We start from the raw sequence: 25,359 nt of genomic DNA, 5'->3' as shown, positions 1-25,359 counted from the left end.
GACGTGGTGACGGTTCCGGCGCGGCAGGGGCTGGAGGCGGTCGACATCCTGCGGCGCGGCGCGTGCGACGCGGTGGCCCGGCTGCCGGCCGGGCCACGGCCATGCGTCCAGACAGCTCAAGCGCATCGACCAGGGCGGCGCAGAGCCCAGACGGCCACGGGCGCCCCGGCCCCCACCAGGGCCGCCGCGATGCACAGTCCTGCCTGGTAACCCGTCACGAAGGCCTCCGCGGGCGTAGCCCCCGTCGCGCGCGAGGCATGTCGCGTGAAGGCCACGACAACCCCGACCAGGACGACCCCGAAGACACCGGAGAGTTCACGGGTCGCGCTGAACAGGCCGGCGGCGAAGCCGGACAGATGACCGGGCGGGGACTCCAGTGCCCGAGTCGTCAGGGGCAGGGCCAGCGCCGAGCCCCCTCCCACGGCCGCCAGGCCCGGCAGGAGGTCGGCCAGTCCGCCGTACAGGCTGCCCAGGGCGACCAGAATCAGACCGGTGGCCACCAGCGCCAGTCCCGCGGCGGCGACGCGGCCGTCTCCCCACCTCCTGGCCAGCACACCGACGAACGGGGCGGTGAGGAGCAGCGCGAGGACGGCGGGGGTGAACATCAGGCCCGCTTCGGTCGGGCTGAGCCGCAGCCCGCTCTGCAGGAACTGTGACGTGTAGAAATACACCCCCGTCACCCCCAGCCCCCACAGAAGCTGGGTGATGAGCCCGCCCGCGAAAGGACGGTGCCGCAGCAGCCGGCCCAGCATCGGGCTCCAGTCGGTACCCCTCCAGCGGTACAGCGCCACAACGCCGCACAGCGCGGTGACCGCGGAGACGACCACCGGCACCTCGGTGAACCCGTAGGCGGGCCCCTGGATCAGGCAGTAGACGAAGGCCGTCAGCGACAGGCACGCCAGAGCGACCACGCGGTGCGACACGGCGGCGAGCCGCTCGGCTCCGGGGGCCGCCGAGGGGGGCCCGCCCGGTACGGCGGCCGTACCCACGGCGAAGCTCGCCAGCCCCAGCGGCACGTTCATCACGAAGAGGTACTGCCAGCCCAGGTGCTGGGTGACGACACCGGAGACGACCGGCCCGAACGCCAGCGCGGAGGCCAGCGCGGCGTTGGTCGCGCCGAAGCCCACGGTGCGTACGCGGGGCGGGAGATCGTGCGACATCATCGCCAGCGAGGCCGGAAGGATGAACGCGGCACCCGCGCCCTGCGCGCCGCGGAAACACGCCAGCACGGCGCCCGTCGTCGACAGGGCGCAGCACGCGGAGGACACGGTGAACACCGCGACGCCGGTCAGCAGAGCCCAGCGGCGTCCCTTCCGGTCCGTCAACTGGCCGGCCGGCAACAGTACGCCGGCCAGAGCCAGGGGATACGCGGTCGCCACCCACTTCACGTCCGCTTCGGTCAGGCCGAGTTCCCTGCGCATCTGCGGGAGGGCGACATTCACCACCGTGTTGTCGAGTGCCGTCAAGAACGCCGAGAGAACAACGGCTCCAACGACGCTCAGGATGCGTAGCCGACTCATGATCTCCTAGCTGTAGCCACCGGACCGACAGGGCCGACGGAAAACGCCGCACGGGCAATTCAAGCCGATTACTCCGATTGCCGTGGTTCCCGTCGCGCGAGCGGCACTCCACGTACTTCCGTCGGGCGCGGTGCTCGCGCCCGCCTTCCGTTTCGGCGTGTCGCTGAATGACGACGACAGATCTATGTTTCGCTCTTTTTCAGCTGTGCGCATCCAGAATCGGTCCTGCCATGCGCACAAGAGCTCATCCGGCTTCCCGACCGAAGCCTCCGGAGTTCAACGACCAGCAGGACCCCCTTCGGCAACTGACATCAAGGTTGGTGAGCCCGTGCCATCGTCGGTGACAGATACGCTCAGCCACCATCTCGCCCACACCTCCGCCCTCACACCGCACGAGACAGCCTTCACCTTCGTCGACCACAAGGGTGACCTGGAGGACACGCACACCTCCCTCACCTGGAGACAGCTCGAGGAACGGGTGCGCGCGACCGCCTCGGGACTGCGTCGTGCCGGCGCCGCCGGCCGGCGGGTGGCGATCGTCGCACCGCAAAGTCTCGAATACCTCGTGGGCTTCCTTTCCGCCGCCTGTGCCGGAGCGACTGCCGTTCCCCTGTTCACGCCGTCCCTGCCGGGCCACAGGGAGAAACTCGCGGCGGTGTTGCGGGACGCGGAACCGGCATTGGTGTTGACCGTGGAAGAACTGCGCGGGTCGTTCACCGACTTCTGCGTGGACCAGGAACTCGCCGGCGATTTCCGTCTCGTCACGGAAGAGGAATTGCGGCAGACCGGGACTTCCTCCTGTGCTCCGTTCGACGGCCCCGAACCCGATGACGTCGCGTATCTGCAGTACACCTCGGGCTCCACCCGCGTCCCCTCCGGAGTGGAGATCACGCATGCCAACGTGTGCGCCAACGCCCGCCAGGCTCTCGAGGCGTACGACATCCGTCGAGACCGCAACTGCACGGTGGGATGGCTGCCCCTCTATCACGACATGGGACTCGTGCTGACGATCGCTCTGCCCATCATCGGCCGCATTCCCTCGGTGCTCATGGACCCCCTCGCCTTCGTCCAGCGGCCGGGGCGCTGGCTGGGCCTGCTGACCCGGTATCCGGGAGCCATCACGGCAGCTCCCAACTTCGCCTTCGACTACTGCGTCCAGCGCGTGACCGCGGAGGAACGCGCGGCGCTGTCGCTGGGCTCCGTCGCCGCCATGGTCAACGGCAGCGAACCCATCGCGGCCCGCACCCTCGAGCGCTTCCAGGCGGCCTTCTCCCCCGTCGGCATGATGCGCACCATGATGCGTCCCTCCTACGGGCTCGCCGAGGCGACCGTGTTCGTTTGCGCCTCCCCGGCGGGAGAGGAACCCACGGTGACGTCCTTCGACCGGGGCGCCCTCGGGCAAGGAGAAGCCCGCCCCGTCGAGGCCGGCCAGCACGGGGAGGCGGCCGCGCTCGTGGCCTGTGGCCGGCCCACCGGCCAGGAGATGGCAATCGTCGACCCGTCCACCTGCCGACGTCGAGAGGACGGCCACGTCGGTGAGATCTGGCTGCGCGGCCCCAACGTCGGCCGCGGCTACTGGGGCCGCGCCCAGGAGAGCGGGTCCACCTTCCAGGCCGTGATCGCCGGTGAGGACTCCCGCACCACCTGGCTGCGCACCGGTGACCTGGGTGTGTGGCACGACAAGCAGCTCTACGTCACGGGCCGCCTCAAGGACCTGGTGATCGTCGACGGAACCAACCACTATCCGCATGACATCGAGGCAACCGTCCAAGAGGCGCATCCGGCCGTTCGCCGCCATCGCGTCGCTGCCTTCGCCGTGACCGCAGAGGACGGCGAACGCCTCGTCGTCGTCGCCGAACACGGCCGGGACGTCGCACTCGGTGAGCGGGTCGTCGAGGAGGCGACACGCGCCGTGCGGGCGGCGGTCGCCACCAGGCACGGACTGACCGTCCACGACTTCGTCCTCGCGCCGCCCGGCAGCATTCCCCACACCACCAGCGGCAAGATCGCCCGCACCGCATGCCGCGACCAGTACCTGGCAGGCGCGTGGACGGCGGACACCGTTCCTTAGGCGGGTACCGGGCGAGGGCATCACACGAGGGCGTACAGAGGGGACAGACGGATGGAACCAAGCAGCGAAACGCCTGGAGACGGGCCGGCGAGTGCCCGTCGGCTACGGGCGACCCTGCGCGAACTCGTCAGCGAGGCCACCGGGGTTCCCGAGGCCCAACTCGACGACGCCCGGCCCCTGGTGGAGTACGGGCTGACCTCCCGTGCCGCGGTCGGCCTCGCAGGACGTCTGGAACAGATCCTGCACAGCGCGCTGCCGGCCACCCTGGTCTGGGAGAACCCGACGGTCGAAGGCCTGGTGCGACGCCTGAGTACCGTCCAGCGGTCCGCGGCCGAAGGGACGCGGGGCCCGGAGCGGCAGGGGAGCGTGGCCGGGACGGCCGACACGGAAGCGGACGACGACCTCGGCGACGCCTCCTTCGCGTCCTGCCCGATCGCCGTCATCGGCGTCGGCTGCCGCCTGCCCGGCGGCGTCCACGGACCGGAGGCCTTCTGGAAATCCCTCATGTCCGCCGGCGATCTCGTCCGGCCGGGGCCGGGCAGAATGCGGCGAACCCCCTTCACGGGGGCCGGCCCGGCGGCCCTGACGGCGCGCACCGCCCAGGGCGCCTTCCTCGACGACATCGAGGCCTTCGACGCCGAGTTCTTCGGCATCACCCCGCGCGAAGCCGAGGTCATGGACCCGCAACAGCGCCTGCTGCTGGAGGTGAGCTGCGAAGCCCTGGACCACGCCGGACTGCCCGCCCACATGCTCGAGGGCAGCGACACCGCGGTGTTCGTGGGCCTGAGCGCCCTCGAGTACGGTCACCTGACCACGGCAGACCCCGCCCGGCTCACTCCCTGGACCAGTACCGGGGCGGCCGGCAGCATCGCCGCCAACCGCCTGTCCTACCTGTTGGACCTGCACGGTCCGAGCGTGACGGTCGACACGGCCTGTTCGTCCTCACTGGTGGCTGTGCACCAGGCATGCCGGAGTCTGCTCGAGCGTGACTGCGACACGGCCCTGGCGGGCGGCGTCAACGTCCTGTTGTCACCCACCATCACGGCCTCGTTCGACCAGGCCGGAGCGCTCGCCGCGGACGGGCGCTGCAAGCCGTTCGACGCGGCCGCGGACGGCATCGTCCGGGGGGAGGGCTGCGGTGTCGTCGTCCTGAAGCGGCTCGCCGACGCCGAGCGCGACGGCGACAGGATCCTCGCGGTCGTCAAGGGCAGCGCGGTGAACAGCGACGGCCGCTCGGCCGGGCTGATGGCGCCCAATCCCGCGGCGCAGGAAAGACTGCTGCGCCGGGCCCTGGAGAACGCACGGCTCGAACCGGCGGACATCGACTACGTCGAGACGCACGGGACCGGCACCCTGCTGGGCGATCCCATGGAAGCGGGCTCACTGGGCACCGTCTTCCGGTCCGGCAGACCGGCCGACAGGCCCCTGCTCATCGGTTCCGTGAAGAGCAACCTCGGACACCTGGAGGGCGCCGCCGGCATTGTCGGACTGATCAAGACAGTCCTGGCGCTCCACCGTCACCGCGTGCCGCCGAGCCTGCACTTCCGACGTCCCAACCCGCACATCGACTTCGCGGACCTCCTGCTGCGCGTCGTCACCACGCCCACCGACTGGCCGCGGCGGGGCACTCGCCCCGCCCGCGCCGGTGTGTCCGCCTTCGGCTTCGGCGGTACCAACGCACACGTCGTCCTCGAGGAGACGCCCACCGGCCCGGAGGGCACCCAGGACGTCAGCCCGCACACCGAGGACGAGCACGGTGAGGCCCCGCACGTGCTGGTCGTCTCCGCTCGGTCCAGGGACCGGCTCGGTGATGCCGCGGTCGGGCTCGCCCGGCTCACGGCGGCCGACGACGCACCCCCGCTGAGGGACGTCGCGCACACCCTCGCCCGCCACCGACGGGGCCCGGTGTGCGCGGCCGTCACCGCACGCACCCATCAGGAGGCGGCCGGCCTGCTGGCCACACTGGCACGCGGGGAAGAGGACCCCGGCCTGGTACCCCCCTGCACGGACGACAGCTCGGGGCGGTCATCCGGCGCCCGCCGGCCGGTCTTCGTCTTCTCCGGGTACGGCTCCCAGTGGCAGGGCATGGGCGCCCGTCTGCTGAGGGATGAGCCCTTCTTCGCCACCGCCGTCGAGGACATGGACCCGCTGTACCTCGCCGAGACGGGCGTCCGCCTCAGCGACCTCCTCGACCGGGCGGCGCCCGACGCCGGCGTGGAGCACATCCAGCCGCTGCTGTTCGGGATGCAGATCGCCCTGGCCCGTGCCCTGGGCGCGTACGGGGTGCGGCCCGGCGCCGTCATCGGCCACTCGATGGGTGAGGTGAGCGCCGCGGTGACCGCGGGCGCCCTCGACCTGGCCGACGGCCTGCGGATCATCCTCCGCCGTTCGGTCGCACTCGCCGCCGTCGACGCGGAGGGGGCCGGCGCGATGGCGGCCGTCGAGGTGCCGGTCGAGGAGCGCGAGGCGGTTCTGGCACGCTTCCCGGGCGTGGAGACCGCGGTGCACTCCTCCCCGTACCGTTGCACGGTGGCCGGGCCGGCGCACCGCGTGCGGGAACTCGTCGACGGCCTCACCGCCGAGGGCCGTCTCGCCCGCCTCCTCGATGTCGGCGGGGCGGGACACTCTCCGGCGGTCGACCCCGTGGTACCGACACTGCGCGAGGCGCTGGCGGGACTCCGACCCGGCCCGGGGGAGGTGCCCTGGTACACCACCGTCCTCGACGACCCACGTGCCCGGGTTGTCGCCGACGCCGCGTACTGGTGCGCCAACCTGCGCCGCCCGGTGCGTCTGCAGCAGGCGGTGGACGCGGCCGCGGCGGACGGCAACGACCTCTTCTTGGAGATCTCCCCGCATCCGGTCGCCCTCATCCCGTTGAGCGAGACGCTGCGCGCCGCCGAGGGCGCTTCCCAGCCGGTGGTGATCCCGACCCTGCGCAAGCGGGGCGACGAGGCCGTGGACCTGCGCAGCGCCCTTGCCCGGCTGCACTTCGCCGGAGCGCGGCTGGACGAGGACCGGTTGTGGCCCGCCGGCGCGCGGATCGCGCTCCCCAGTCCCCTGTGGCGCCACAAGCGCTACTGGTTCGGCCGCGGGCACGCGGTCGCCCCCGACGTGGGCAACGCCCTGCTCGGCAGGCGGACCGACGATCCGCGTACGGGCGCCGTGCTCTGGCAGACCGACCTCGGGACGGCGGGGTCCCACGCTCCCCGGCGCCACCTCCACGGTCGGCCCGTCCTCACCCTGCCGGCCGCCGCCGCACTGATGATCGAGGCAGCGCGGGAGTTGCTCGGGCATGACACCGACACAGACCTCTGCTTGGAGGAACTCGCCGTCCACCGGTGGCTGCCTGTCGCCAGCCGCACACCCGTCACCCTCGTCTGGGAACCCGACGGCTCCCACGCCACCGTGACGATCAACGCCCGCGGAGCGGAGGGGAACTGGCACTGCCACGCGTCGGCCAGGGTCCTCACCCGCCCCGGACCGCCCCCCGCGTACGCCCTGGGCGGACAACCGGCCCGCAGCGCTCACTGGGCCCCTGCCCCGGACGCGCGACCGCAGGCACCGGCGTACGAGGACTTCCTGACCACGCTGCTGTACGCGCCGGCCGAGGCCGCCGCGCCGGACGCGGCGGCCGAACCGCCGCACAGTCCTGCCGCGGAGATCGTCCCTGTCGCCGTGCGGTCCCTGCGTCTTCACGGCCGTGTGGCAGGACCGTTGAGCATCGAGGCCGCTCAGGCCGGCACCGGGCCCGTCGACGATCCCGTCCGCCCGTCCGATTCCCCGCGCTCCATGGTGGGCTGGGACATCCTGGCCGACGGGACCGGCGCACGCGTCGTCGCCTCCGGCGTGGAACTGCGCCCGGCCGAGGGGCACGAAGTCCCCAAGCCGCTGGAATCACTCACCTACGACATCCAGTGGCAGAAGTCTCCCGCTCCGCTCCCCGGAAACCTCGACCACGTGCTGCTCCTGACGGACGAGCCGACGACCGGCGCGGGAGGCGCCACTCTGGCGGGCGCGCTCAACACCGCGCTGGAGGGGAAGAACGTACGGACGACGGTCGGCACATGCTCCCTGGAGCAGACGGACCGACTGCTCCAGGACTGGCTGTCGGACACCGCCCCGCAGGGGACGAGCGCCGTCGTCCTGCTCCTGACCCGTCAGGTCGACCCCGGCGACGCGCGTGCCCTGCACATGGCCACCACGGTCGCGCGGCGACTCGCCTCGAACGCGCCGGGCCGGCTACGCCCACGGCTCTGGCTGGTCACCCTGCAAGGGCGGGCCACCGCACCGGGCGAAGCCGGTCTGCCGCGTCTGGCCTGCCTGCGCGGACTGGTGCGCGTCCTGAGCCTGGAGGAACCCGCCCTGCGGGCCGGTCTGGTGGACATCGACACCCAGCCGGACTCGGTCGAGGGCCTCGTGCAGGAACTGCTCGGCGACAGCTCCGAGGACGAGATCGCCTGGCGTGCGGGGAGCCGCCTCGTCGCCCGGCTGACCGGCGCCGACGTGACGACCCAGCAGTACGCGGTCCCGTTCGTCCGCCAGGACGGCGCCTACATCGTCACCGGCGGTCTCACGGGCCTCGGCCTGGCGACGGCCCGCCGCCTCGCGAGCCGGGGAGCCGGCCGCATCGTCCTCAACGGCCGCCGACCGCCCTCGCCCCAAGTCCGCGAAGTCATCGACCGGTTGCTCGACGGGGGAGTCTCCGTCGCCGTGGTGCAGGGCGACATCGGCGATCCCGAGGTGGCGACCCGCTTGGTGCGGACCGCGGTCGACGAGGGCCATGCCCTGCGGGGAGTCGCCCACTGCGCCGGACTCCTGCACGACCGCATGATCAGCGATCTCCGGGCAGCCGACATCGACACCGTGCTGCGGCCCAAGGTGATGGGGGCCCTGCACCTCGACAGGGCGCTCGCCTCCCACAGCCTCGACTGGTGCGTCTTCTACAGCTCGGCCGCCGCCCTTCTCGGTTCGCCCGGTCAAGCGGCTTACGCGGCTGCCAACGCCTGGCTGGACGCCCTGGCGCAGTCTCGCAGAGCGGAGGGCAGACCGGCCACGTCGATCGCCTGGGGCCCTTGGACGGACGCCGGCGCGGCTCCCACCGAGGGGTACCTGCCACTGGAGTCGATCACCCTTTCGGAGGGACTGGCCGCCCTGCAGACGCTCGTCGAGCAGAACCGCACCCACACGGGTGTGGTGCATCTGGACGCCGAACGGGCCGTCGAGGCCTTCCCCGCCCTGTCCACCATTCCCTTCTTCTCCGACAGCCTGCGGGCCGGCCCCGCGGCCGGCGACGACTGGGCCGGTCCCGACGGCATCGACGCGCTCGGTGAGGACGCCGCGGACAGGGTCTACGAGCGCCTTGCCGCACGCACGGCCGCCATCATGGGTTTCGGCGTCCGGGACCTCGACGAGACGGTCCCGCTTCCCGCACTCGGTCTGGACTCGCTGGTGGCGGTCCGCATCCGGAACGCGGCCCAGCAGGACTTCGGCGTCGAACTGCCCGCGGATCTCATGCTGCGGGGCGCGTCGTTGCGGGAGATCGGAGACACGGTCCTCGGCCGCCTCGGACTGAGCGCCGCCGCACGGGAGGCGAAGACACCCGCGCCCCGTCCGCGTACCGGCCCGACGGAGCGGGCGTCCTCTTCCCTGCCGTCGACCATCCAGCCACGCGACGCCGCCGAGCGCCTGGTGGCGGGTGCCTGGGCCGAGGTCCTGCACACCCCGCCCGCCGACGTTCGCGCCGACTTCGTGTCCGCCGGTGCCGAACCGGGCACGGCCGACCGGCTCGTCGAGGCGATCCGCCGCCGTCTCGGTGACGTTCCTCCGGGCCTCACCGCCGGAGAGGTACTCTCCCGGCGGTCGGTAGCCGCCATCGCGGACCTGATCCGGCCCGCGGTCAACCCGAGCAGCGGGTCGGCCGTCACCACCTTGCGCCCGCCCCGGCCGGGCAGCGGCAGACCCGCCCTGTTCACCTTCCATCCTGCCGGTGGCCCCACCTCCGTCTACCTCCCTCTCAGTCGGCTGCTGCCGGCGGACCAGGCCGTCTACGGCATGGAACGGCTGCACACGCAGGGCACGATGGAAGAGAAGGCAGCGCGTTACCTGAATCTCGTCCGAGACCTTCAGCCGCAGGGGCCCTACCACCTCCTCGGCTGGTCCTTCGGCGGTTGCCTCGCCTACGAGACGGCGCAGCAGCTCCTGGCCGAAGGCGAGACCGTCGGATTCCTCGGGCTCATCGACACCATCCTGCCCGCCGCCCTTCCCGGCCTGGACTCCCAGGACGTCCTGCTCGAACGGTTCGGCCGGTTCGCCGAGTACGTGAAAAAGACCTACGGGCACGAGCTGAGACTGCCCTACGACGAACTCGCGGCCACCCCCGACGAGCAGCAGATCGACGTGGTCATGCGTCTGGTCGCGGAGGCCGGCCTCGACATGGGGCCGAGCATCATGGAGCACCAGCGGACCTCTTACCTGGACGCCCGCGTGGGCGAGCGGTACAGCCCCCGTCCTTACCACGGTCCCGTCGTCCTCTACCGCGCTCAGCAGGCGCAGCGTCTCACCACCGCCCTCGACCCGCGCTACCTCAGGTCGGACGCGGATCTCGGCTGGGCGGACTTCTGCCCCGACCTGCGGATCGTTCCCGTCGAGGGGGATCACCTCTCCCTCATCGACCCGCCGCACGTCGCCACGATCGCGCGCCACCTCACGCGTGAACTCAGCGTCTCCAGGAGGTCACCGGACCAGCCGGGTTGAGCGTGCTCCCGCACACGTGCCCTGCCCGGGTGTGTCCCCGCTCCGGCCGGCGGCGGTCGCTTGCGACACCGTGTTTCCCGGCCGGGGCCCTCACGTGATCGGCGGTTCGACGCGGGAGAAGGTGACGGCCCCGGACGTTCCTCCGACGGTCGTGACCCGTACGGGCACCGCGCCGGGGGCGCCGGCCGGTACCGTCGCGGTCAGTTGCTGGTCGGAGAGGACGATGAAGGCGGCCGCCGAGGAACCGAAGGTCACCGACGTGGTCGTGGCCAAGCCGGTCCCCGTCAGCGTCACGGTGGTCCCCCCGGACGCCGGTCCGGCGGAGGGCGCGATGCCGCTGAGCGCGGGAGCGCTCACGTAGGCGTAGGCGAGCGGATTGCTCACGCCTCCCGGAGTGGTCACCGTCACCTCGGTGATTCCGGAGCCGGGCGGAGCCTGCACCCGCACCTCGGTGGACGACACGATGGTGAAGGACGCGGTCGAGGCACCGAATTTCACCGCTGTGGCGTTGGACAGGTTCTGTCCTCGCAGTGTGACGTCGTTGCCCCCGTTCGCCGGGCCGGCGGTGGCGGAGAGGTCCGTCAGGACGGGGATCGGAGTGTAGAAGAAATAGGCGTTGGGGGAGTCGGCGCTGGTTCCTGACGGTGTGGTGACGGTCACCGGCGTCGCGCCCGGTCCACCGGGTGGTGACACGGCGGTGATCCGCGTCGGCGAAGTCACCGTGAAGGAGACCGCGTTGGTGGTGCCGAAGCGGACCGCGGAGGCCCCCGTGAAGTTGGTGCCGCTCAGGGTGACGGTGGTGCCGCCGCTCGCGGGGCCACTGGACGGGGTGACTCCGGTCACCGTCGGAAGGACGGCCGTGTAGGTGAAAGCGACGGTCGCGTTGCTCGTCCCGGTGGGCGAGACCACGGTCACCGGGACGGGGCCCAAGCTCGTCCCGGGCGGGGTGACGGCCGTGATCTGGGTCGACGAGTTGATTGTGTAGGACGCTGCGTTCACGGTGCCGAACCGCACGGCGGTGGCGCCGATCAGGGAGGTGCCCGTGATGACGACGGTTGTGCCACCGGACACAGGGCCTTGTGAAGGGCTGACCGAATTGACCGTGGGAGGCATCAGCGGCTCCTGGGGAGGAAGAGGAGGAGGCGTGAAGGTCTGCGAGGGGTGCATCCGGCGTCGGCTGCCGCAACCGAGCACGTGGCTCGCCGGTTGGTGGAGAGGCGGACCGTGAACGACGCCGGTCCCCACCGGAGGGACGGACACCGGGCGGAGCGGTGGTGGAGCAGGCATGTCAACGCTCCCTTGGGCCTGTGCTCCGACGATGAGGTGGACCGGTGCTGCGGTGATGCCGTCGCTCCCCGCATGCGCGGGCCGTGCGAGGGGCGCGGGGCGAAACGGAGACCCCGGCCGTGTGATCAGCGTGGGAGGGCGGTCCGTGCGGCGCTGCGCGTGTACGGGCACGCAGAACGCCTCTGCACCATGCCCCAGGCTCGGGAAGGGCGGCCCGGGCCGGGTCTGTGTGACCAGTGACCCACAGGGCCCGGGCGCGTCACAAGGGCGCTCATCCTTGGTCACTCGTTCGGGGTAATGCTCCGTCCGTGTGTTGCCGTCTCGGTGCCCGGAGGCACGTGGTGCGGTGGTCCGGTGACTGCCGTCGGCCGCCGGGCAGGAGACCGCGGGGCACCGGAACTGGGTGCGGTGGGGCCGGCGGCTCCGCGTGTGAACAGCGGCCGAGCCGGTCACCGAAGGTGAGCGGAACCGACTGGCTGTCCATGCTATTCGGGCATTTCCCCGATCGGCCGGTCACGTGCGGTGACGTTGAACGCGCCCCGTGGATGCGCCCCTCCGAACGGGTGACGATCCCGCTCGGCCCTTGCGGCATATGCCGGGTGCTGTGTCAACTGGAGACATCCAACCGGTGGGCAGCCCAGACCGCTCGGGGGGCGTGACTTCGGTGCGGCTTCTCGACCTCTGTTTCGGGTAAAGGGGTCGCGGCCCTGTCGGAGTTGCGATGGGCACTCCTGAGAGGGATTGGATCGCCAGTCGGTGCCACGTAAGCGGCACCGACTGGTCGGTTGTCCACACGTCATCCGCCGCACAGGTCGTTTCGAAGGGCATGGGGGCGCCGCCGCCGGTGACGTGTCGCCGCTGCCGCTCGGAGCCGGCGGCCCGACCGGGGGGTTTCGGTCTGCGGGGTGGCCTGGTGAAGGCGCGGCCTCATGCGGAACGCCGGACACCGTCACGACGATAGGTGTGACGGTGTCCGGCGTCGTCCGCTGTGTCCCCGACCCGGTCGGGCCGACGGCGAATCCTCACCGGTCGGTGCGGGGACAGGGGCGCTCGCCCGTGCGGCCGGGTGGGCCGTCACGGGCGAGCGCCCGACGGGCGCCGCCGCGAGGGGGGTGCGGGCGGCGGCGCCCCGTCTCCGGGGGATCAGATGCCGGGGCCGGTGACGTAGGTGAACGCGCCGGCCGCGACGTCCGATCCGGCAGGGTTGGTCACGACCACGTCGACCGGGCCCGCGGTGCCGGGCGGGGTGACCGCCGACAGGGTGCCGGCGCTCACCACCGCGAAGGGTGCCGGGGTGCCGTTGAAAGTGACCGAGTCGGTGGTGTCCAGGTTGGTTCCGGTGATGGTGACTGCGGTACCCCCGGAGGTCGGTCCCGAGGTCGGGTTGATGGTGCCGATCGTGGGAGCGTCGACGTAGGTGTACGACAGGCCGTTGTTGGTGCCGCCCGCGGTGGTGACGCTGACCGAGACGGGCCCCACGGCGGCGCCGGGGGGAACGGCGACGCTCAGGGAACTGTCGGAGTTCACCGTCGGAGTGGCGGTGACTCCACCGAAGCTCACACTGGTGGCCGTGGAGAGGCCGGTTCCGGTGATGGTGACGGTGTTGCCGCCCGCCAGCGGCCCGGAGCCGGCGCTCAGCGACGACTTGAACGGGGCGCCGACGTAGAAGAACGGCACCGGGTTGCTGGTCCCGCCCGGCGTGGTCACCGTGACCCCGACCGTGCCGGTCCCCGAGGGAGAGACCGCCGTGACCTGGGTCGGCGAGACGTTGGTGACCGCTGTGGCCGGCTTGTTGCCGAAGCGTACCTGGCTGGTGTTGGACAGATTCGTGCCGGTGATGGTCACGAGCGTCCCACCGCCGGTGGAACCCTGATTCGGAGAGATGGGCATGGCTGTGCTCCTCGTTGCGGTTGCAGGGACATGACGAGGAATCGGCGGAGCGGCCGGCCTCGCGGCATCACGACCACAGCGATGGTCGAGGGCGCGGGCCTGGGGCGAAACAGAGTCAGGGCGAGTGGCCGCGGGCATGGCCGGCTGGCAGCAGCCCGTCCGGCGTCTCTTGCGGGGCAAGAGGAAAAACCGGCAACGACTGCCTGTCTCAACGTCCCCCGGCACGGGGATGGGCAGCCCGCCGGTTCACATTCTTAGTGACCCACACCCCCAATCGAGTGACAAGATGCTGCGGTCTTCAACCACTCGAAAGGGTGACCCTTCGCGCAAGTGAACGCTGCTGGCGCGCTGAGAGCGGCCGTGACGCCGCGAACCCGGCGGGCGCGTCCCGTCCCCTCGGCGGGTGCGGCGGGTGCGGCGGGTGCGGCGGGTGCGGCGGGTGCGGCGGGAGCGGCGGGAGCCTCGGTCCTCGGTGGTCAGAGCCGTGCCGCTCCGGCGCGCAGGCCGTCCATGACGAGGTCGAGCAGGCGGGCGGCGCGTGGCCGCCAGTCGTCGGAGGGGGTGATCTGCCACAGCCCGGCGATGGCCAGGAGGAAGTCGTCCGATGTCACGCCGGGGCGGATGGTGCCGGCTTCCTCGTTGGCGCGCAGAAGGAGCTCGGCCGCCTCGGTGACGGGGGTGGGAGCCGGTTTGGCGGGGCCTCCAGGGGCGCTGGTGGCGAGGCGGATCGCGTCGGCCAGGCCGGCCTTGGCCATGGCGAATTCGGCCAGCCGGTCCATCCAGGTGCGCAGCGCCTGCTGCGGCGGCAGCGCCTGGAGCAGCGGGGCCGCGCTGTCGGCGACCTGCCGCATCTCGTGACGGTAGAGCTCCAGGACGAGGGTCTCGCGGTTGGGGAAGTTGCGGTAGAACGTCCCCTGGCCGACGCCGGCCTTCCTGGCGATCGCGCTGAGGGGCGCGTCCGGGCGCAGCGTCAGTTCGGTCAGGGCGACATCGAGGATGCGCTCGCGGTTGCGCTGCGCGTCCGAGCGCAGGGGTGCGTCGTCGTGGTGCTGCACTCGTCACTCCTCGCGGGCTGCGTGAACAAACCCGGTCCTTGCTAACCGGACAGTTGTCCGTTACGTTTCCGTGGAGCGGACGGTTGTCCGGTTGGGCCTCACCATATCCGTGGCCGCGGCCGTACGGCAGTCCGCGCGCACCGCCGCGCATCACCGCGGCGGAAGCCCCGTTCGGTCCCGGCGCCCCACCACACCCACGACGCACCTTCCGGCAGTCGCGCGACCCGCCGTCGGCCTGGTCCGGCCCCATCGCGCACGCCTCGCCACACGTCTGTACGCACCTGCACGCATCTGTACATTTCTGTACGTGTCTGCACACATCGAAAGAAGTCGCTCATGGCCTTATCGACGTCCAGCGTCATCACCCTGCACGTCAACGGCGAGAAGTACACGCTGCCCGTCGACCACCGCACCACCCTCCTCGACGCGCTGCGCGAGCGTCTCGACCTGACCGGTACCAAGAAGGGCTGCGACCAGGGCCAGTGCGGTGCCTGCACGGTTCTGGTCGACGGCCGCCGGACCGTGGCCTGCCTGCAGTTCGCGGTCGCCGCCGAGGGCCGGGACGTCACCACCATCGAGGGTGTGGCGGACGGTGATCGGCTCCACCCGGTCCAGCAGGCCTTCCTCGATCTGGACGGCTACCAGTGCGGCTACTGCACACCCGGACAGATCTGTTCGGCGATCGGCGTCCTCGCGGAACACGCCGCCGGGTGGCCGAGCGCCGCCACGGGCGACGTACGGCCCGAGGCGGGGCCACCCCCGCTGAACGCGGAGGAGATCCGCGAGCGGATGAGCGGCAACCTGTGCCGGTGCGCCGCGTACGCCTCGATCGTCGACGCCGTCGCGCGGGCCGCCGGGGCGCGGACCGCGGTACGGCCGGACGCCGGGCCGAACGCCGAGGAGGCGGCGGCATGAGGGAGTTCGCCTACCAGAAGGCATCCGACGTGCCGGACGCCGTCGCCCTGCTCGACGCCGATCCGCAGGCGCGCTTCCTGGCCGGCGGGACCAACCTGGTCGACCTGATGAAGAGCGGTGTCGAGCGGCCCGCCCGGCTCGTGGACGTACGGCAACTGCCCCTGGACCGCGTCGAGTCGACACCGGAGGGCGGGCTGCGCATCGGCGCGACGGTCACGAACGGCGACCTCGCCGCCCACCCGGAAGTCCGCAGCCGGTACCCGATGCTGGCCCAGGCGGTCCTCGCCGGCGCCTCCGGTCAGCTGCGCAACATGGCCACCGTCGGCGGCAACCTCCTGCAGCGCACGCGCTGCGCCTACTTCACCGATCCGACCAAGCCGTGCAACAAGCGCGCCCCCGGCAGCGGCTGCCCCGCCGTCCAAGGCGAACACCGCAACCACGCCATCCTGGGAGCCTCCGGTCACTGCGTGTCCGTGCACCCCTCGGACATGGCCGTCGCCCTGGCCGCTCTCGACGCGGTGGTGCACTACGAAACCGCCGACGGGCCCGGGGAGTTGCCGATCGGCTGGTTCTACCTGCCCGTCGCGCGGACCCCGCACCGCGAAACAGCGCTGCCCGCCGGCGCGCTGATCACCCACGTCAGCCTGGCGCCGCTCCCGGCCGCAGCCCGCTCCCGCTACCGCAAGGTGCGCGAGCGCGCCTCCTACGCCTTCGCCACCGGCTCGGTCGCCGCGGCGCTCGACGTCCGCGACGGCGTCGTGCACGACGTGCGCCTGGCCTTCGGCGCGGTCGCCTCCCGGCCCTGGCGGGCCCGCGCCGCCGAGCGCGTCCTGACCGGCGCGAGCGCCGACGCCGAGACCTTCGCGGCCGCCGCGGACGCCGAACTCGCGGCAGCCCGGCCGCTGCCGCACAACGGATACAAGGTGACCCTGATGCGCAACCTGACGGTGGCCGTGCTGAGCGAACTCCTCGAGGAGGACGCCGCCCGATGACCACCACCGGAACCACCACCGGAACCACCACCGGAACCACCACCGGAACCACCACCGGAACCACCACCGGAACCACCACCGGAACCACCACCGGAACCACCACCGGAACCACCACCGGAACCACCACCGGAACCACCACCGGAACCACCACCGGAACCACCACCGGAACCACCACCGGCCCCGCCACCGCGGCGGTCCGCGCCGTCGGTACCGCGCACGTCCGCGTGGAAGGCCGCGAAAAAGTCACCGGAGCGGCCCGCTACGCGGGGGAGATCCCCTTCGCCGGCCTCGCCCACGGCTGGCTCGCGCTGTCCACCGTCGCGCGCGGCCGCATCCGCGCCATCGGCACCGAAGCCGTCCTCGCCATGCCTGGCGTCCTCACCGTCCTTCACCACGGCAACGCCCCGCACCTGGAGACCGACTACGTCGGCGTGCTGGGCACCCGGCCCGACCCGACCTGCGCCGTCTTCCAGCACGACCGGGTGCCCCACCTGGGCTGGCCGGTCGCGCTGGTCGTCGCCGAGACCCCCGAGCAGGCGCGCGAGGCGGCGGAGGCGCTCGTCGTCGACTACGAACCCCAGCCCCACGACGTCGACTTCACCGCCGGCCACCCGGACGCCTACCCGCTCGACGGCCACCTGCCCGCCGTCACCGACAAGGGCGACCTGGAAGCCCGACTCGCCGCCTCCGCGGTCGTGCTGGACGTCGAGTACACCACGCCGGAGGAACACCACCACCCCATGGAGCCCCACGCGGCCACCGCCCGCTGGGACGACGGCGTCCTGGAGCTGACCGACTCCAACCAGGGCGCCACCTGGGTCGTCAGCGAGCTCGCGAACCTCTTCTCCCTCGACCCGGCGTCGCTGCGGGTGCGCTCGGAACACGTCGGCGGCGGCTTCGGCAGCAAGGGCGTACGCGCCCACCAGGTGGCCGCCGTCATGGCCGCCACCGCCCTCCGGCGCCCGATACGCGTCGTCCTGACCCGACGTCAGATGTTCACGCTGGCCGGCCACCGCAGCCCCACCGTCCAGCGGATCAGGCTCGGCGCCGACGCCGACGGACGCCTGCGCGCCCTCGACCACCGCTCCCTCAGCCGGACCTCGACCGTGTACGAGTTCGTCGAACCGAGCGCGGGAGTCGCGCGGGTGATGTACGAAGCCGACGCCCACCACACGGAGAACCGCGTCGTCCGGCTCGACGTCCCCAGCCCGACGTGGATGCGGGCACCCGGAGAGGCGCCGGGGGCCTTCGCCCTGGAGGCCGCGCTCGACGAGCTCGCCGAGAAATGCGGCATCGACCCCATCGAACTGCGCCTGCGCAACGAACCCGACCGGGGCCCGGTCTCCGGTCTGCCGTTCGCCGGCCGCAACCTGCGCGCCTGCTTCGAGGAGGGCGCACGCCGCTTCGGCTGGGCCGGACGCGATCCGCGGCCAGGCGTGCGGCGCGACGGACGCTGGCTGCTCGGCACCGGCACCGCCGCCGCGTCCTTCCCGGCCGGCGCCGGCCCCTCGACCGCGACGATCACCGCCGAGGCCGACGGCGGTTTCACCGTGCGCATCGGCGCGGCCGACATCGGCACCGGAGCCCGCACCGCCCTCACCCTGGTCGCCGCGGACGCCCTCGACGTCCCGACCGACCGCATCCGGGTACGCATCGGCGACAGTGCCTTCGGCCCGGCGATGATCGCCGGCGGCTCCATGGGCACCCGCTCCTGGGCCTGGGCCGTCACCGCGGCGGCCCGTGAACTGCGCGAACGGCTGGTCCCGGGCATGGACGTCCCCGCGCAGGGCATCACCGTACGCTCCGACACCACCGACGCCGTGGCGGCGCTGGCGCAGAAGGAACGCCATTCCTTCGGCGCGCAGTTCGCCGAGGTCGCCGTCGACCCGGCGACCGGCGAGGTCCGCGTGCGGCGCATGCTCGGCGTCTTCGCGGCCGGCCGCATCGTCAACCCCCTGACCGCGCGCGGCCAGCTCACCGGCGGCATGATCTGGGGCATCTCCATGGCCCTGCACGAGGAAGCGGCACGCGACGCGTCCTCCGGCGGACCGGTCGGCGCCGACCTGGCGGGCTACCACGTGGCCACGCACGCCGACGTCCCGCACATCGAGGCGGACTGGGTGGACGACCCCGACCCCGACGACCCCGTCGGCATCAAGGGCATCGGCGAGATCGGCATCGTCGGTGCCGCGGCCGCCGTCGCCAACGCCGTCTGGCACGCGACCGGCGTACGCCACCGCAGCCTGCCCATCCGCCCCGACCGCGTCCTGACGGCGGGCCGCGGTGCTTGATCTCGTACCGGAGCTGAACCGCTGGCTCGCGGAGGGACGCCGGGCCGCCGTCGCCACCGTCGTGAACGTCGGCGGCAGCGCACCGCGCGGGCCCGGCGCCGCCCTCGCCGTCGACACCGAGGGCACCGTCATCGGCTCGGTGTCCGGCGGCTGCGTCGAGGCCGCGGTCTACGACCTGTGCGCGCAGGCACTGGACAGCGGCCACAGCGTGCTGGAGCGGTTCGGCTACAGCGACGAGGACGCCTTCGCCGTGGGGCTGACCTGCGGCGGAGTCCTCGACATCCTGGTCACGCCGCTGCCCGGCGACGGGCCGCGCCGGGAACTGCTGCACACGGCCCTGGACCTCGCGGCCAGGGGTGAGCCGGTGGCCCTGGCGCGTGTCGTGCGAGGGCCGTCGGAACTCCTCGGCGCCGCCGTCCCGGTGCGCGCCGACGGCTCCTTCGACGGCGGGTTCGGCGGCCCCCCGGAACTGGACCGCACGGCGGCGGCCGAGGCGCTCGCCGCGCTCGACGCGGGCCGCACCGGCACCGTCGAACTGTCGGAGGACGGCTCGCACTGCCCCGGTGGCCTGACCCTGTTCGTGGAGTCGAGCCTGCCGCCGCCCCGGATGATCGTCTTCGGCGCGGTCGACTTCGCCGCGGCGCTGGTCGGAATGGGCAAGTTCCTCGGCTACCACGTCACCGTGTGCGACGCGCGCCCCGTCTTCACCACCCGGGAGCGCTTCCCCGAGGCCGACGACGTCGTCGTGGAATGGCCGCACCGCTACCTGCGGCACACCACGACCGACGCGCGCACCGTCCTGTGCGTGCTCACCCATGACGCCAAGTTCGACATCCCGCTGCTCGAGGTCGCGCTGCGGCTGCCGGTCGCGTTCGTGGGCGCGATGGGCTCCCGCCGCACCCACGACGACCGGAACCGGCGGCTGCGTGAAGCCGGCCTGTCGGAGGCCGACCTGGCCCGCCTGAGTTCGCCCATCGGCCTCGACCTGGGAGGGCGCACCCCCGAGGAGACCGCCCTGTCGATCGCGGCGGAGATCGTCGCGACCCGGCGCGGCGGGACCGGCGTCCCGCTGACCGGCTCCGGCCGCCCGATCCACCACAGCCGCGTCCCGTGAGGGTCGTTCACCGCACGATCCGGGCGGCGCGGGCGGCCGACAGCCAGGTGGGGAACTCGCCCAGCAGCCGGTCGTACAGCACCCGGTCGCTGACGCCGCGGGGGTCCTCGCCCGCATGGAAGAAACCGGCGTTGTCGACGACGCGCCGTGCGGGGACGGCCAGTTCGTCGAGACGCCGGAGGAAGGCGAACTCGTTGTCCTCCGGGTCCCCGAAACCGACGAACTGCCAGAACACCGGCAGCCGGGCGGCCTTGCACAGGTAGCGTTCGGCGGCGAACCTGCTCGTGGGCCCGCCGTCGGTCTGGAAGACGACCAGGGCCGGGCAACGGCTGCCCGCCTCCAGGTAGTGGTCGACGACGGCGTCCATCGCCCAGTGGTAGTTCGTCCGTCCCATGTGGCCCAGCGTCCGGTGGAGTTCGTCGATCCGGCCCCGGTGGTCGCCGAGTTCGAGGTCGGCGACACCGTCGATGTCGGTGGAGAAGAACACGACGGGAACGCGGCCGTCGTCGTCGAAGTGCGCGGCCAGCGTCAGCACCTGCTCCGCCAGGTGCTGTGCCGTCCCGTCCTTGTAGTACGGGTTCATGGACCTGGAGCGGTCCAGGACGAGGTAGACCGCGGCCCGTACCCCGGACAGCCCGTGCTCGCGCACGCTGTCGCCGGCCGTCTTGTACAGGTTCACCAGGTCAGGCGCCGTGTCCCGCACCTTGGACAGGCTGATCGCGGCGCCGTGTTCCTTGCTGTTCACGGTGAGGAGTTCCTTCCGGCCGGGTCTCGGGCCGAGCCGGGCTCGTCCGGGGCGCGGGCTCGGCCGACAGGTCCGCTGTCGCGGGACAGGGCGTCATCATGCCCGATGGCGCGCGGCCGCCGGCCCCCGCGGTCAGGGGCGGGGGCCAGTGCGGAGTCAGCCGGGGCCGAAAAGCGGTAGCCGATGCCGGGTACTGCTATGAGGCGGCGGGGCCTGCCAGGGCACGGGTGCGAGTTCGCGGCGCGGGTCGGCGCGTCCTTCCACGGCGGACGTCCGCTCGGCTCCCCGCGCGTGCGGCACGGGCTACATTCTCCGGTGTGCGCAATGCGGAACCGGTGAGCCGCTCGGGCAGTGCGGGCGGGCCGTGCCGGAGGTGCCGGTCTTCACGGGCGGTGCATTCCGGACGACCGCGCCGGCCGGGCAGGACGGTGGTCAGGCGATGAACCAGGACGAGCGATGAACCAGGCGGCCGGGGCCCCCTCCGCGCCGGTGCGGCAGATGTGGCCGCTGTACGCGGCCGGGTTCACCACGGCCTTCGGCGCGCACGGCGTCGCCGCGAGCCTGGGCGGCGACACCGCGGGCGCGGTGACCTCGCTGCTGGTCCTGGGCGGGCTGCTCGCCCTCTACGACGGTGCCGAGGTCGTCCTCAAGCCGGTGTTCGGCACCCTCGCCGACCGGATCGGCGCCCGCCCGGTGCTGCTCGGCGGACTGGTCGCCTTCGCCGTCGCGTCGGCGCTCTACGCCGTCGCCGGCAGCCCCGGCTGGCTGTGGGCGGCCCGCCTCGGTCAGGGGGCTGCGGCCTCGGCGTTCTCGCCGTCCGCCTCCGCGCTGGTCGCCCGGCTCAACCCGGTGGCCGAGCACGGCCGGGCGTTCGGCGGTTACGGCTTCTACAAGTCGGTCGGCTACACATCGGGCCCACTGCTCGGCGGGGTCCTGGTGTGGGCCGGTGGGCTGCGGCTGCTGTTCGCCGTCCTGGCGGTGCTGGGCGCGGCGGTCGCCGTGTGGGCCGCGGTCGCCGTCCCCGTCGTACCCCCGCTGCCGAAGGCCCGGCAGACGGTGCTGGACCTGGCCCGGCGGCTGGCCGAGCCGGCGTTCCTGGTCCCGACGTCCGCACTGGCCGCGGCGACCGCGGCCCTGTCGGTCGGGGTGGGATTCCTGCCGGTGTCCGGACGGGCGGCCGGTCTCGGCACGGTGGCGACCGGTGTCGCCGTGTCGGTGCTGGCCGCCTGTGCGGCGGTCGTCCAGCCGAGGGCGGGGCGCGCCCTCGACGCAGGGCGCCTCACCGCCGGGACCGGCATGACGGCGGGCCTGCTGCTGACGGCCGCCGGTCTGGGCTGTGCGATGCTGCCCGGCCTGGCCGGCGTGCTGTCCGCGGCCGTGCTGATCGGCGTCGGCACCGGTCTGATCACCCCGCTCGGCTTCGCGGCCCTGGCCGCCTCCACCCCGCGGGAACGCCTGGGCCAGACCATGGGCGCCGCCGAACTCGGCCGCGAACTCGGTGACGCGGGCGGCCCGCTGCTGGTGGCGGCCGTCGCCGCGCCGACCACGCTCACCCACGGCTTCGCGGCCCTGGGCGCCCTGCTCGCGCTCGCCTCGGCCGTCACCCTCGCCCGCCGTCGTTTCGCGCCGGACGCGTGAGGCCGGGGCAGGGCCGAAGCCGGCGCGGCCAAGGGGCTTCACGATTTCGTGGCGGGCCCCGAGCGCAGCGCCTCCAGGCGGCGCCGGTACTCGTCCTCGTCGATCTCCCCGCGGGCCAGCCGTTCCCTGAGGATGTCCTCCGCGGAGGGCGCGGACGGAGTGCGGGTGTGCTCCTGCGGGCTGTTCAGGGTGCGGAAGAGGAGCACCGCGACCGTGATGATGAGCACCCAGAACAAGATCATGCCGGCCGACATCGCGAACCAGCCCCAGCCGCTGACATCGTGGCCGTACCAGAACATCATCGCCACTCACCTGCTTCGGCTTCATCACGTGGCCGGGTACGGCGAGCGCACCCGGTGACTGCTTGCCTTCACGTCCATCATCCCGCCGCCCGCCCAGGCGGACCGGGGCCGGACGGCTCCGAGTCGGCGGGCCGACCAGCCCCTACCGGGCAGGGGTATCCCGCGACGGGCCGCCGGTACGCGGTCCGCGGCGGCCGGCGGCTCTCCGCGGTCCCCCCGGGCCCGCTCTACCCCTCGGGGGTATATTGACGGCGCCCCACCGTTTCGCCCCACCGTTTCACCCGAGCACACGGACGGAAGCCATGGCGACAGCCGACCACCGACGAGGCGCCGCTCGCGACGCCACGCCGCGGTGGACCCGCGCTGTCGTCGTCGCGCTGCTGGCGGCGCTCGCTGTTCTCGTGCACCACGACACGGCGGCCACGACCACGCATGTGCCGTCCGGCCGGGCCGCGGCACCCATGCACCACGCGGCCGCGCCGGCCGGGTCCGTCCCCGTGAGCGGTCACCCCACGCCCGCCGGGGGCACGGTTCGGGCCGCTGTCCAGGACGACGCCGGAGCGTGCTCCGGCACGGCGATCCAGCACTGCTCCGCCGCCGGCGTCGACAGCGTGAAGCTCGTGCCGCCCGACCGGCCCGCCCCCGACTGCGCTCCGGCCCGCCGACCGGGTGCGGCCGCGCTCCGCGACGTCCCGGGCACCGTGGGCCGGGCACCACCCGATCTCCGCTTCCTGTCTCGATTCCTGCTGTAGGCCGCGCGCCCGCGGCTGCGCGCTCACCCGAGCGCCCGGCCCTGCCCGCACGCATGCCGAACCCGAGCGATATCGAGAAATGGGACAACCTCTGTGAACAGCATCAACCGCCGCTCCGTCCTGCTGGCCGGGCTGGGCGCCGCGGGCGCGGGCGCGCTCGCCGCCTGCAGCGGCTCAGCCGACACGCCCGCACTGGTCAGCCCGCACGGCCCGGCCGTCGCCGCGGCCGAGGACCACCGCACCCGGACCGGCAGGGCACGCGAGGTGACCCTGACCGCGGCCCGGGCCACCGTCGACCTGGGCGCCGGGATCCGGGCCAGGACGTGGACCTTCAGCGGCCGTGTCCCGGGCGCGGAACTGCGTGTCCCGGCCGGTGACACGCTGGCCGCCACGCTGTCCAACCAGCTGCCGGACCAGGCGACCACCTCCCTCCACTGGCACGGCCTCAGCCTGCGCAACGACATGGACGGCGTACCGCCGGTCACCCAGGCGGCGGTCCGGGCCGGACGCAACTTCACCTACCGGTTCACCGCGGACACCCCCGGTACCTACTTCTTCCACCCGCACGTCGGTGTCCAGCTCGACAGGGGGCTGTACGCGCCGCTGATCGTGGAGGACCCGAGGGAACCGCTGTCCTACGACGAGGAGTGGGTCGTCGTCCTCGACGACTGGCTCGACGGTGTCACCGGCACCCCGGACGACGTCTTCGCCGAGCTCGGGCACGGCATGGGCGGGATGCACACGGGTGACGACTCAGGCCACGACATGGGTGGCATGGGTGGCATGGGCGACATGGGAAGCATGGACATGAGCGGCACGAGCGGCTCACCGTCCGCTTCGCCCTCCGGCCGAGGGACGGGCACCGGATTCATGCTGATGGGCGCCCGGAGCCGACTGCTCGGGGGCGACGCCGGTGACGTGCGGTACCCCTACCACCTGGTCAACGGCCGCGTTCCGGCCGACCCGGCCGTCTTCCGCACCAAGCCCGGCAAGCGCGTCCGGCTGCGCCTGATCAACGCCGGCGGGGACACCGCCTACCGCGTCGCCCTCGGCGGGCACAGGCTGACCGTCACCCACACCGACGGCTTCCCGGTCCGGCACCGGCAGGCCGACGCCCTGCTGATCGGCATGGGTGAACGCTACGACGTCCTCGTCACCCTGGGCGACGGGGTCTTTCCCCTGGTCGCGCTGGCGGAGGGCAAGAACGCCACCGGCATGGCCCTGATCCGCACCGGCACGGGCAGCGGGCCGAAGCCGGCCGTGCGCCCGGGGGAACTGGACGGCACGGTCATGGTCGCCTCCCGGCTGCGGGCGGCGGACGACGTCCGGCTGGACACGAAGAAGACCGACCGGGTCCACCGCATCGAGCTGACCGGCAGCATGATGGCGTACGACTGGGCCGTCAACGGCAGGCGCTTCGACATGAACGACCCGACGGCGCATCCGATCACCGTCGAACAGGGGCAGCGGGTCCGGCTCGACTTCGTCAACACGACCACCATGTGGCATCCCATGCACCTGCACGGCCACACCTACCAACTCGGCGGCGGCGGTCCGCGCAAGGACACCACGATCGTCCTGCCGAAGCAGACCGTGTCGGTGTTCTTCGACGCGGACAACCCGGGCCAGTGGATGCTGCACTGCCACAACGCCTACCACGGAGAGGCGGGCATGATGGCGCTGGTCGCCTACCAGGCCTGACCCCTGCACGACCGGCGGACATCGGTCCCCGCCCCGGCGAAAGGCCGGCTGCGGCCGCGGGGGCTCCCGGTGCCGGGAGCCCCCGCTGTCCGTCCGGCCGGTGGGTCAGTCCTTGATCTCGCAGATGGCGGCGCCGGAGGTGACGGAGGCGCCGATCTCGGCGGACAGGCCCTTGACGGTGCCGGCCTTGTGCGCGTTGAGGGGCTGTTCCATCTTCATGGCTTCGAGGACGACGATCAGGTCGCCTTCCTTGACCTCCTGGCCTTCCTCGACGGCGACCTTGACGATGGTGCCCTGCATGGGGGAGGCGAGGGTGTCGCCGGAGGCGACGGG

At 72.6% G+C, this 25,359-nt stretch carries 16 protein-coding genes; 9 read left to right on the top strand and 7 right to left on the bottom strand.

Features of this window, described 5'->3' with window-relative positions; all coding sequences use genetic code 11:
• Positions 1-116: 116 nt before the first annotated feature.
• Positions 117-1,520 carry an MFS transporter gene (locus VKA29_RS26085; protein ID WP_324788425.1) on the bottom strand — a complete coding sequence of 468 codons (1,404 nt, stop codon included), beginning with the start codon at positions 1,518-1,520 and terminating at the stop codon, positions 117-119.
• A 130-nt stretch (positions 1,521-1,650) separates the two neighbouring features.
• On the opposite strand from VKA29_RS26085, the gene VKA29_RS26080 reads away from it, so the two are divergent.
• A complete protein-coding gene (locus VKA29_RS26080; protein WP_324788424.1) occupies positions 1,651-3,591 on the top strand; it encodes a fatty acyl-AMP ligase in 1,941 nt (646 codons plus the stop codon).
• A 51-nt stretch (positions 3,592-3,642) separates the two neighbouring features.
• Positions 3,643-10,344 (top strand): SDR family NAD(P)-dependent oxidoreductase, encoded by a 6,702-nt coding sequence (locus tag VKA29_RS26075; RefSeq protein ID WP_324788423.1) that lies wholly within the window; start codon positions 3,643-3,645, stop codon positions 10,342-10,344.
• Between the two features lie 90 nt (positions 10,345-10,434).
• Here VKA29_RS26075 and VKA29_RS26070 read toward each other — a convergent pair whose 3' ends face one another.
• The 3 genes from VKA29_RS26070 to VKA29_RS26060 form a co-directional block, all read right to left on the bottom strand.
• A complete protein-coding gene (locus VKA29_RS26070) occupies positions 10,435-11,415 on the bottom strand; it encodes an IPT/TIG domain-containing protein (RefSeq protein WP_420718568.1) in 981 nt (326 codons plus the stop codon).
• 1,359 nt (positions 11,416-12,774) lie between these two features.
• Positions 12,775-13,521: an IPT/TIG domain-containing protein gene (locus tag VKA29_RS26065; protein WP_324788421.1), complete on the bottom strand. Its 747-nt coding sequence runs from the start codon at positions 13,519-13,521 to the stop codon at positions 12,775-12,777.
• Between the two features lie 476 nt (positions 13,522-13,997).
• The gene (locus tag VKA29_RS26060; protein ID WP_324788420.1) at positions 13,998-14,576 is read right to left on the bottom strand and encodes a TetR/AcrR family transcriptional regulator; all 579 of its coding nucleotides are present in this window, start codon (positions 14,574-14,576) and stop codon (positions 13,998-14,000) included.
• A 336-nt stretch (positions 14,577-14,912) separates the two neighbouring features.
• Between VKA29_RS26060 and VKA29_RS26055 the strand changes: the two genes are divergently transcribed.
• From VKA29_RS26055 to VKA29_RS26040, 4 genes are read left to right on the top strand one after another with little or no spacing between them, the layout of a single operon-like run.
• Positions 14,913-15,491 (top strand): (2Fe-2S)-binding protein, encoded by a 579-nt coding sequence (locus VKA29_RS26055; protein WP_324788419.1) that lies wholly within the window; start codon positions 14,913-14,915, stop codon positions 15,489-15,491.
• Entirely contained in the window at positions 15,488-16,483 is a 996-nt protein-coding gene (locus VKA29_RS26050; protein WP_324788418.1) for a xanthine dehydrogenase family protein subunit M, read from the top strand. The genes VKA29_RS26055 and VKA29_RS26050 overlap by 4 nt, the downstream gene beginning before the upstream one ends.
• Positions 16,480-18,774 (top strand): xanthine dehydrogenase family protein molybdopterin-binding subunit, encoded by a 2,295-nt coding sequence (locus VKA29_RS26045; protein ID WP_324788417.1) that lies wholly within the window; start codon positions 16,480-16,482, stop codon positions 18,772-18,774. Before VKA29_RS26050 ends, VKA29_RS26045 begins: the two co-directional genes overlap by 4 nt.
• Entirely contained in the window at positions 18,767-19,888 is a 1,122-nt protein-coding gene (locus tag VKA29_RS26040; protein WP_324788416.1) for an XdhC/CoxI family protein, read from the top strand. Before VKA29_RS26045 ends, VKA29_RS26040 begins: the two co-directional genes overlap by 8 nt.
• 7 nt (positions 19,889-19,895) lie before the next feature.
• Here VKA29_RS26040 and VKA29_RS26035 read toward each other — a convergent pair whose 3' ends face one another.
• Complete coding sequence (locus VKA29_RS26035; protein WP_324788415.1) at positions 19,896-20,633, bottom strand: VWA domain-containing protein; 738 nt, start codon at positions 20,631-20,633, stop codon at positions 19,896-19,898.
• A 456-nt stretch (positions 20,634-21,089) separates the two neighbouring features.
• Here VKA29_RS26035 and VKA29_RS26030 point away from each other — a divergent pair, with 456 nt between their 5' ends.
• Complete coding sequence (locus VKA29_RS26030; RefSeq protein ID WP_420718567.1) at positions 21,090-22,271, top strand: MFS transporter; 1,182 nt, start codon at positions 21,090-21,092, stop codon at positions 22,269-22,271.
• 38 nt (positions 22,272-22,309) lie between these two features.
• Here VKA29_RS26030 and VKA29_RS26025 read toward each other — a convergent pair whose 3' ends face one another.
• Positions 22,310-22,573: an SHOCT domain-containing protein gene (locus VKA29_RS26025; RefSeq protein ID WP_324788414.1), complete on the bottom strand. Its 264-nt coding sequence runs from the start codon at positions 22,571-22,573 to the stop codon at positions 22,310-22,312.
• 302 nt (positions 22,574-22,875) lie between these two features.
• Here VKA29_RS26025 and VKA29_RS26020 point away from each other — a divergent pair, with 302 nt between their 5' ends.
• Entirely contained in the window at positions 22,876-23,325 is a 450-nt protein-coding gene (locus tag VKA29_RS26020) for a hypothetical protein (protein ID WP_324788413.1), read from the top strand.
• Between the two features lie 93 nt (positions 23,326-23,418).
• Positions 23,419-25,026 carry a multicopper oxidase family protein gene (locus tag VKA29_RS26015; RefSeq protein ID WP_324788412.1) on the top strand — a complete coding sequence of 536 codons (1,608 nt, stop codon included), beginning with the start codon at positions 23,419-23,421 and terminating at the stop codon, positions 25,024-25,026.
• Between the two features lie 105 nt (positions 25,027-25,131).
• Here VKA29_RS26015 and VKA29_RS26010 read toward each other — a convergent pair.
• Positions 25,132-25,359 (bottom strand): acetyl-CoA carboxylase biotin carboxyl carrier protein subunit (locus VKA29_RS26010; protein ID WP_324788411.1); only part of this gene is annotated, 228 nt, incomplete at its 5' end.

Origin of the sequence: Streptomyces sp. H51 (genome assembly GCF_035656535.1) — a bacterium.
GTDB lineage: Bacteria > Actinomycetota > Actinomycetes > Streptomycetales > Streptomycetaceae > Streptomyces.
The sequence above is the reverse complement of the archived record's forward strand: the minus strand, read 5'-3'. Positions and strand labels throughout refer to the sequence as shown.

Bases quoted from the DNA above. Each gene is read 5' to 3' on its own strand.
- VKA29_RS26085 (WP_324788425.1), bottom strand. From the start codon at position 1,520: ATGAGTCGGCTACGCATCCTGAGCGTCGTTGGAGCCGTTGTTCTCTCG.
- VKA29_RS26075 (WP_324788423.1), top strand. From the start codon at position 3,643: ATGGAACCAAGCAGCGAAACGCCTGGAGACGGGCCGGCGAGTGCCCGT.
- VKA29_RS26065 (WP_324788421.1), bottom strand. From the start codon at position 13,521: ATGCCCATCTCTCCGAATCAGGGTTCCACCGGCGGTGGGACGCTCGTG.
- VKA29_RS26055 (WP_324788419.1), top strand. From the start codon at position 14,913: ATGGCCTTATCGACGTCCAGCGTCATCACCCTGCACGTCAACGGCGAG.
- VKA29_RS26050 (WP_324788418.1), top strand. From the start codon at position 15,488: ATGAGGGAGTTCGCCTACCAGAAGGCATCCGACGTGCCGGACGCCGTC.
- VKA29_RS26045 (WP_324788417.1), top strand. From the start codon at position 16,480: ATGACCACCACCGGAACCACCACCGGAACCACCACCGGAACCACCACC.
- VKA29_RS26030 (WP_420718567.1), top strand. From the start codon at position 21,090: ATGAACCAGGCGGCCGGGGCCCCCTCCGCGCCGGTGCGGCAGATGTGG.
- VKA29_RS26025 (WP_324788414.1), bottom strand. From the start codon at position 22,573: ATGATGTTCTGGTACGGCCACGATGTCAGCGGCTGGGGCTGGTTCGCG.
- VKA29_RS26020 (WP_324788413.1), top strand. From the start codon at position 22,876: ATGGCGACAGCCGACCACCGACGAGGCGCCGCTCGCGACGCCACGCCG.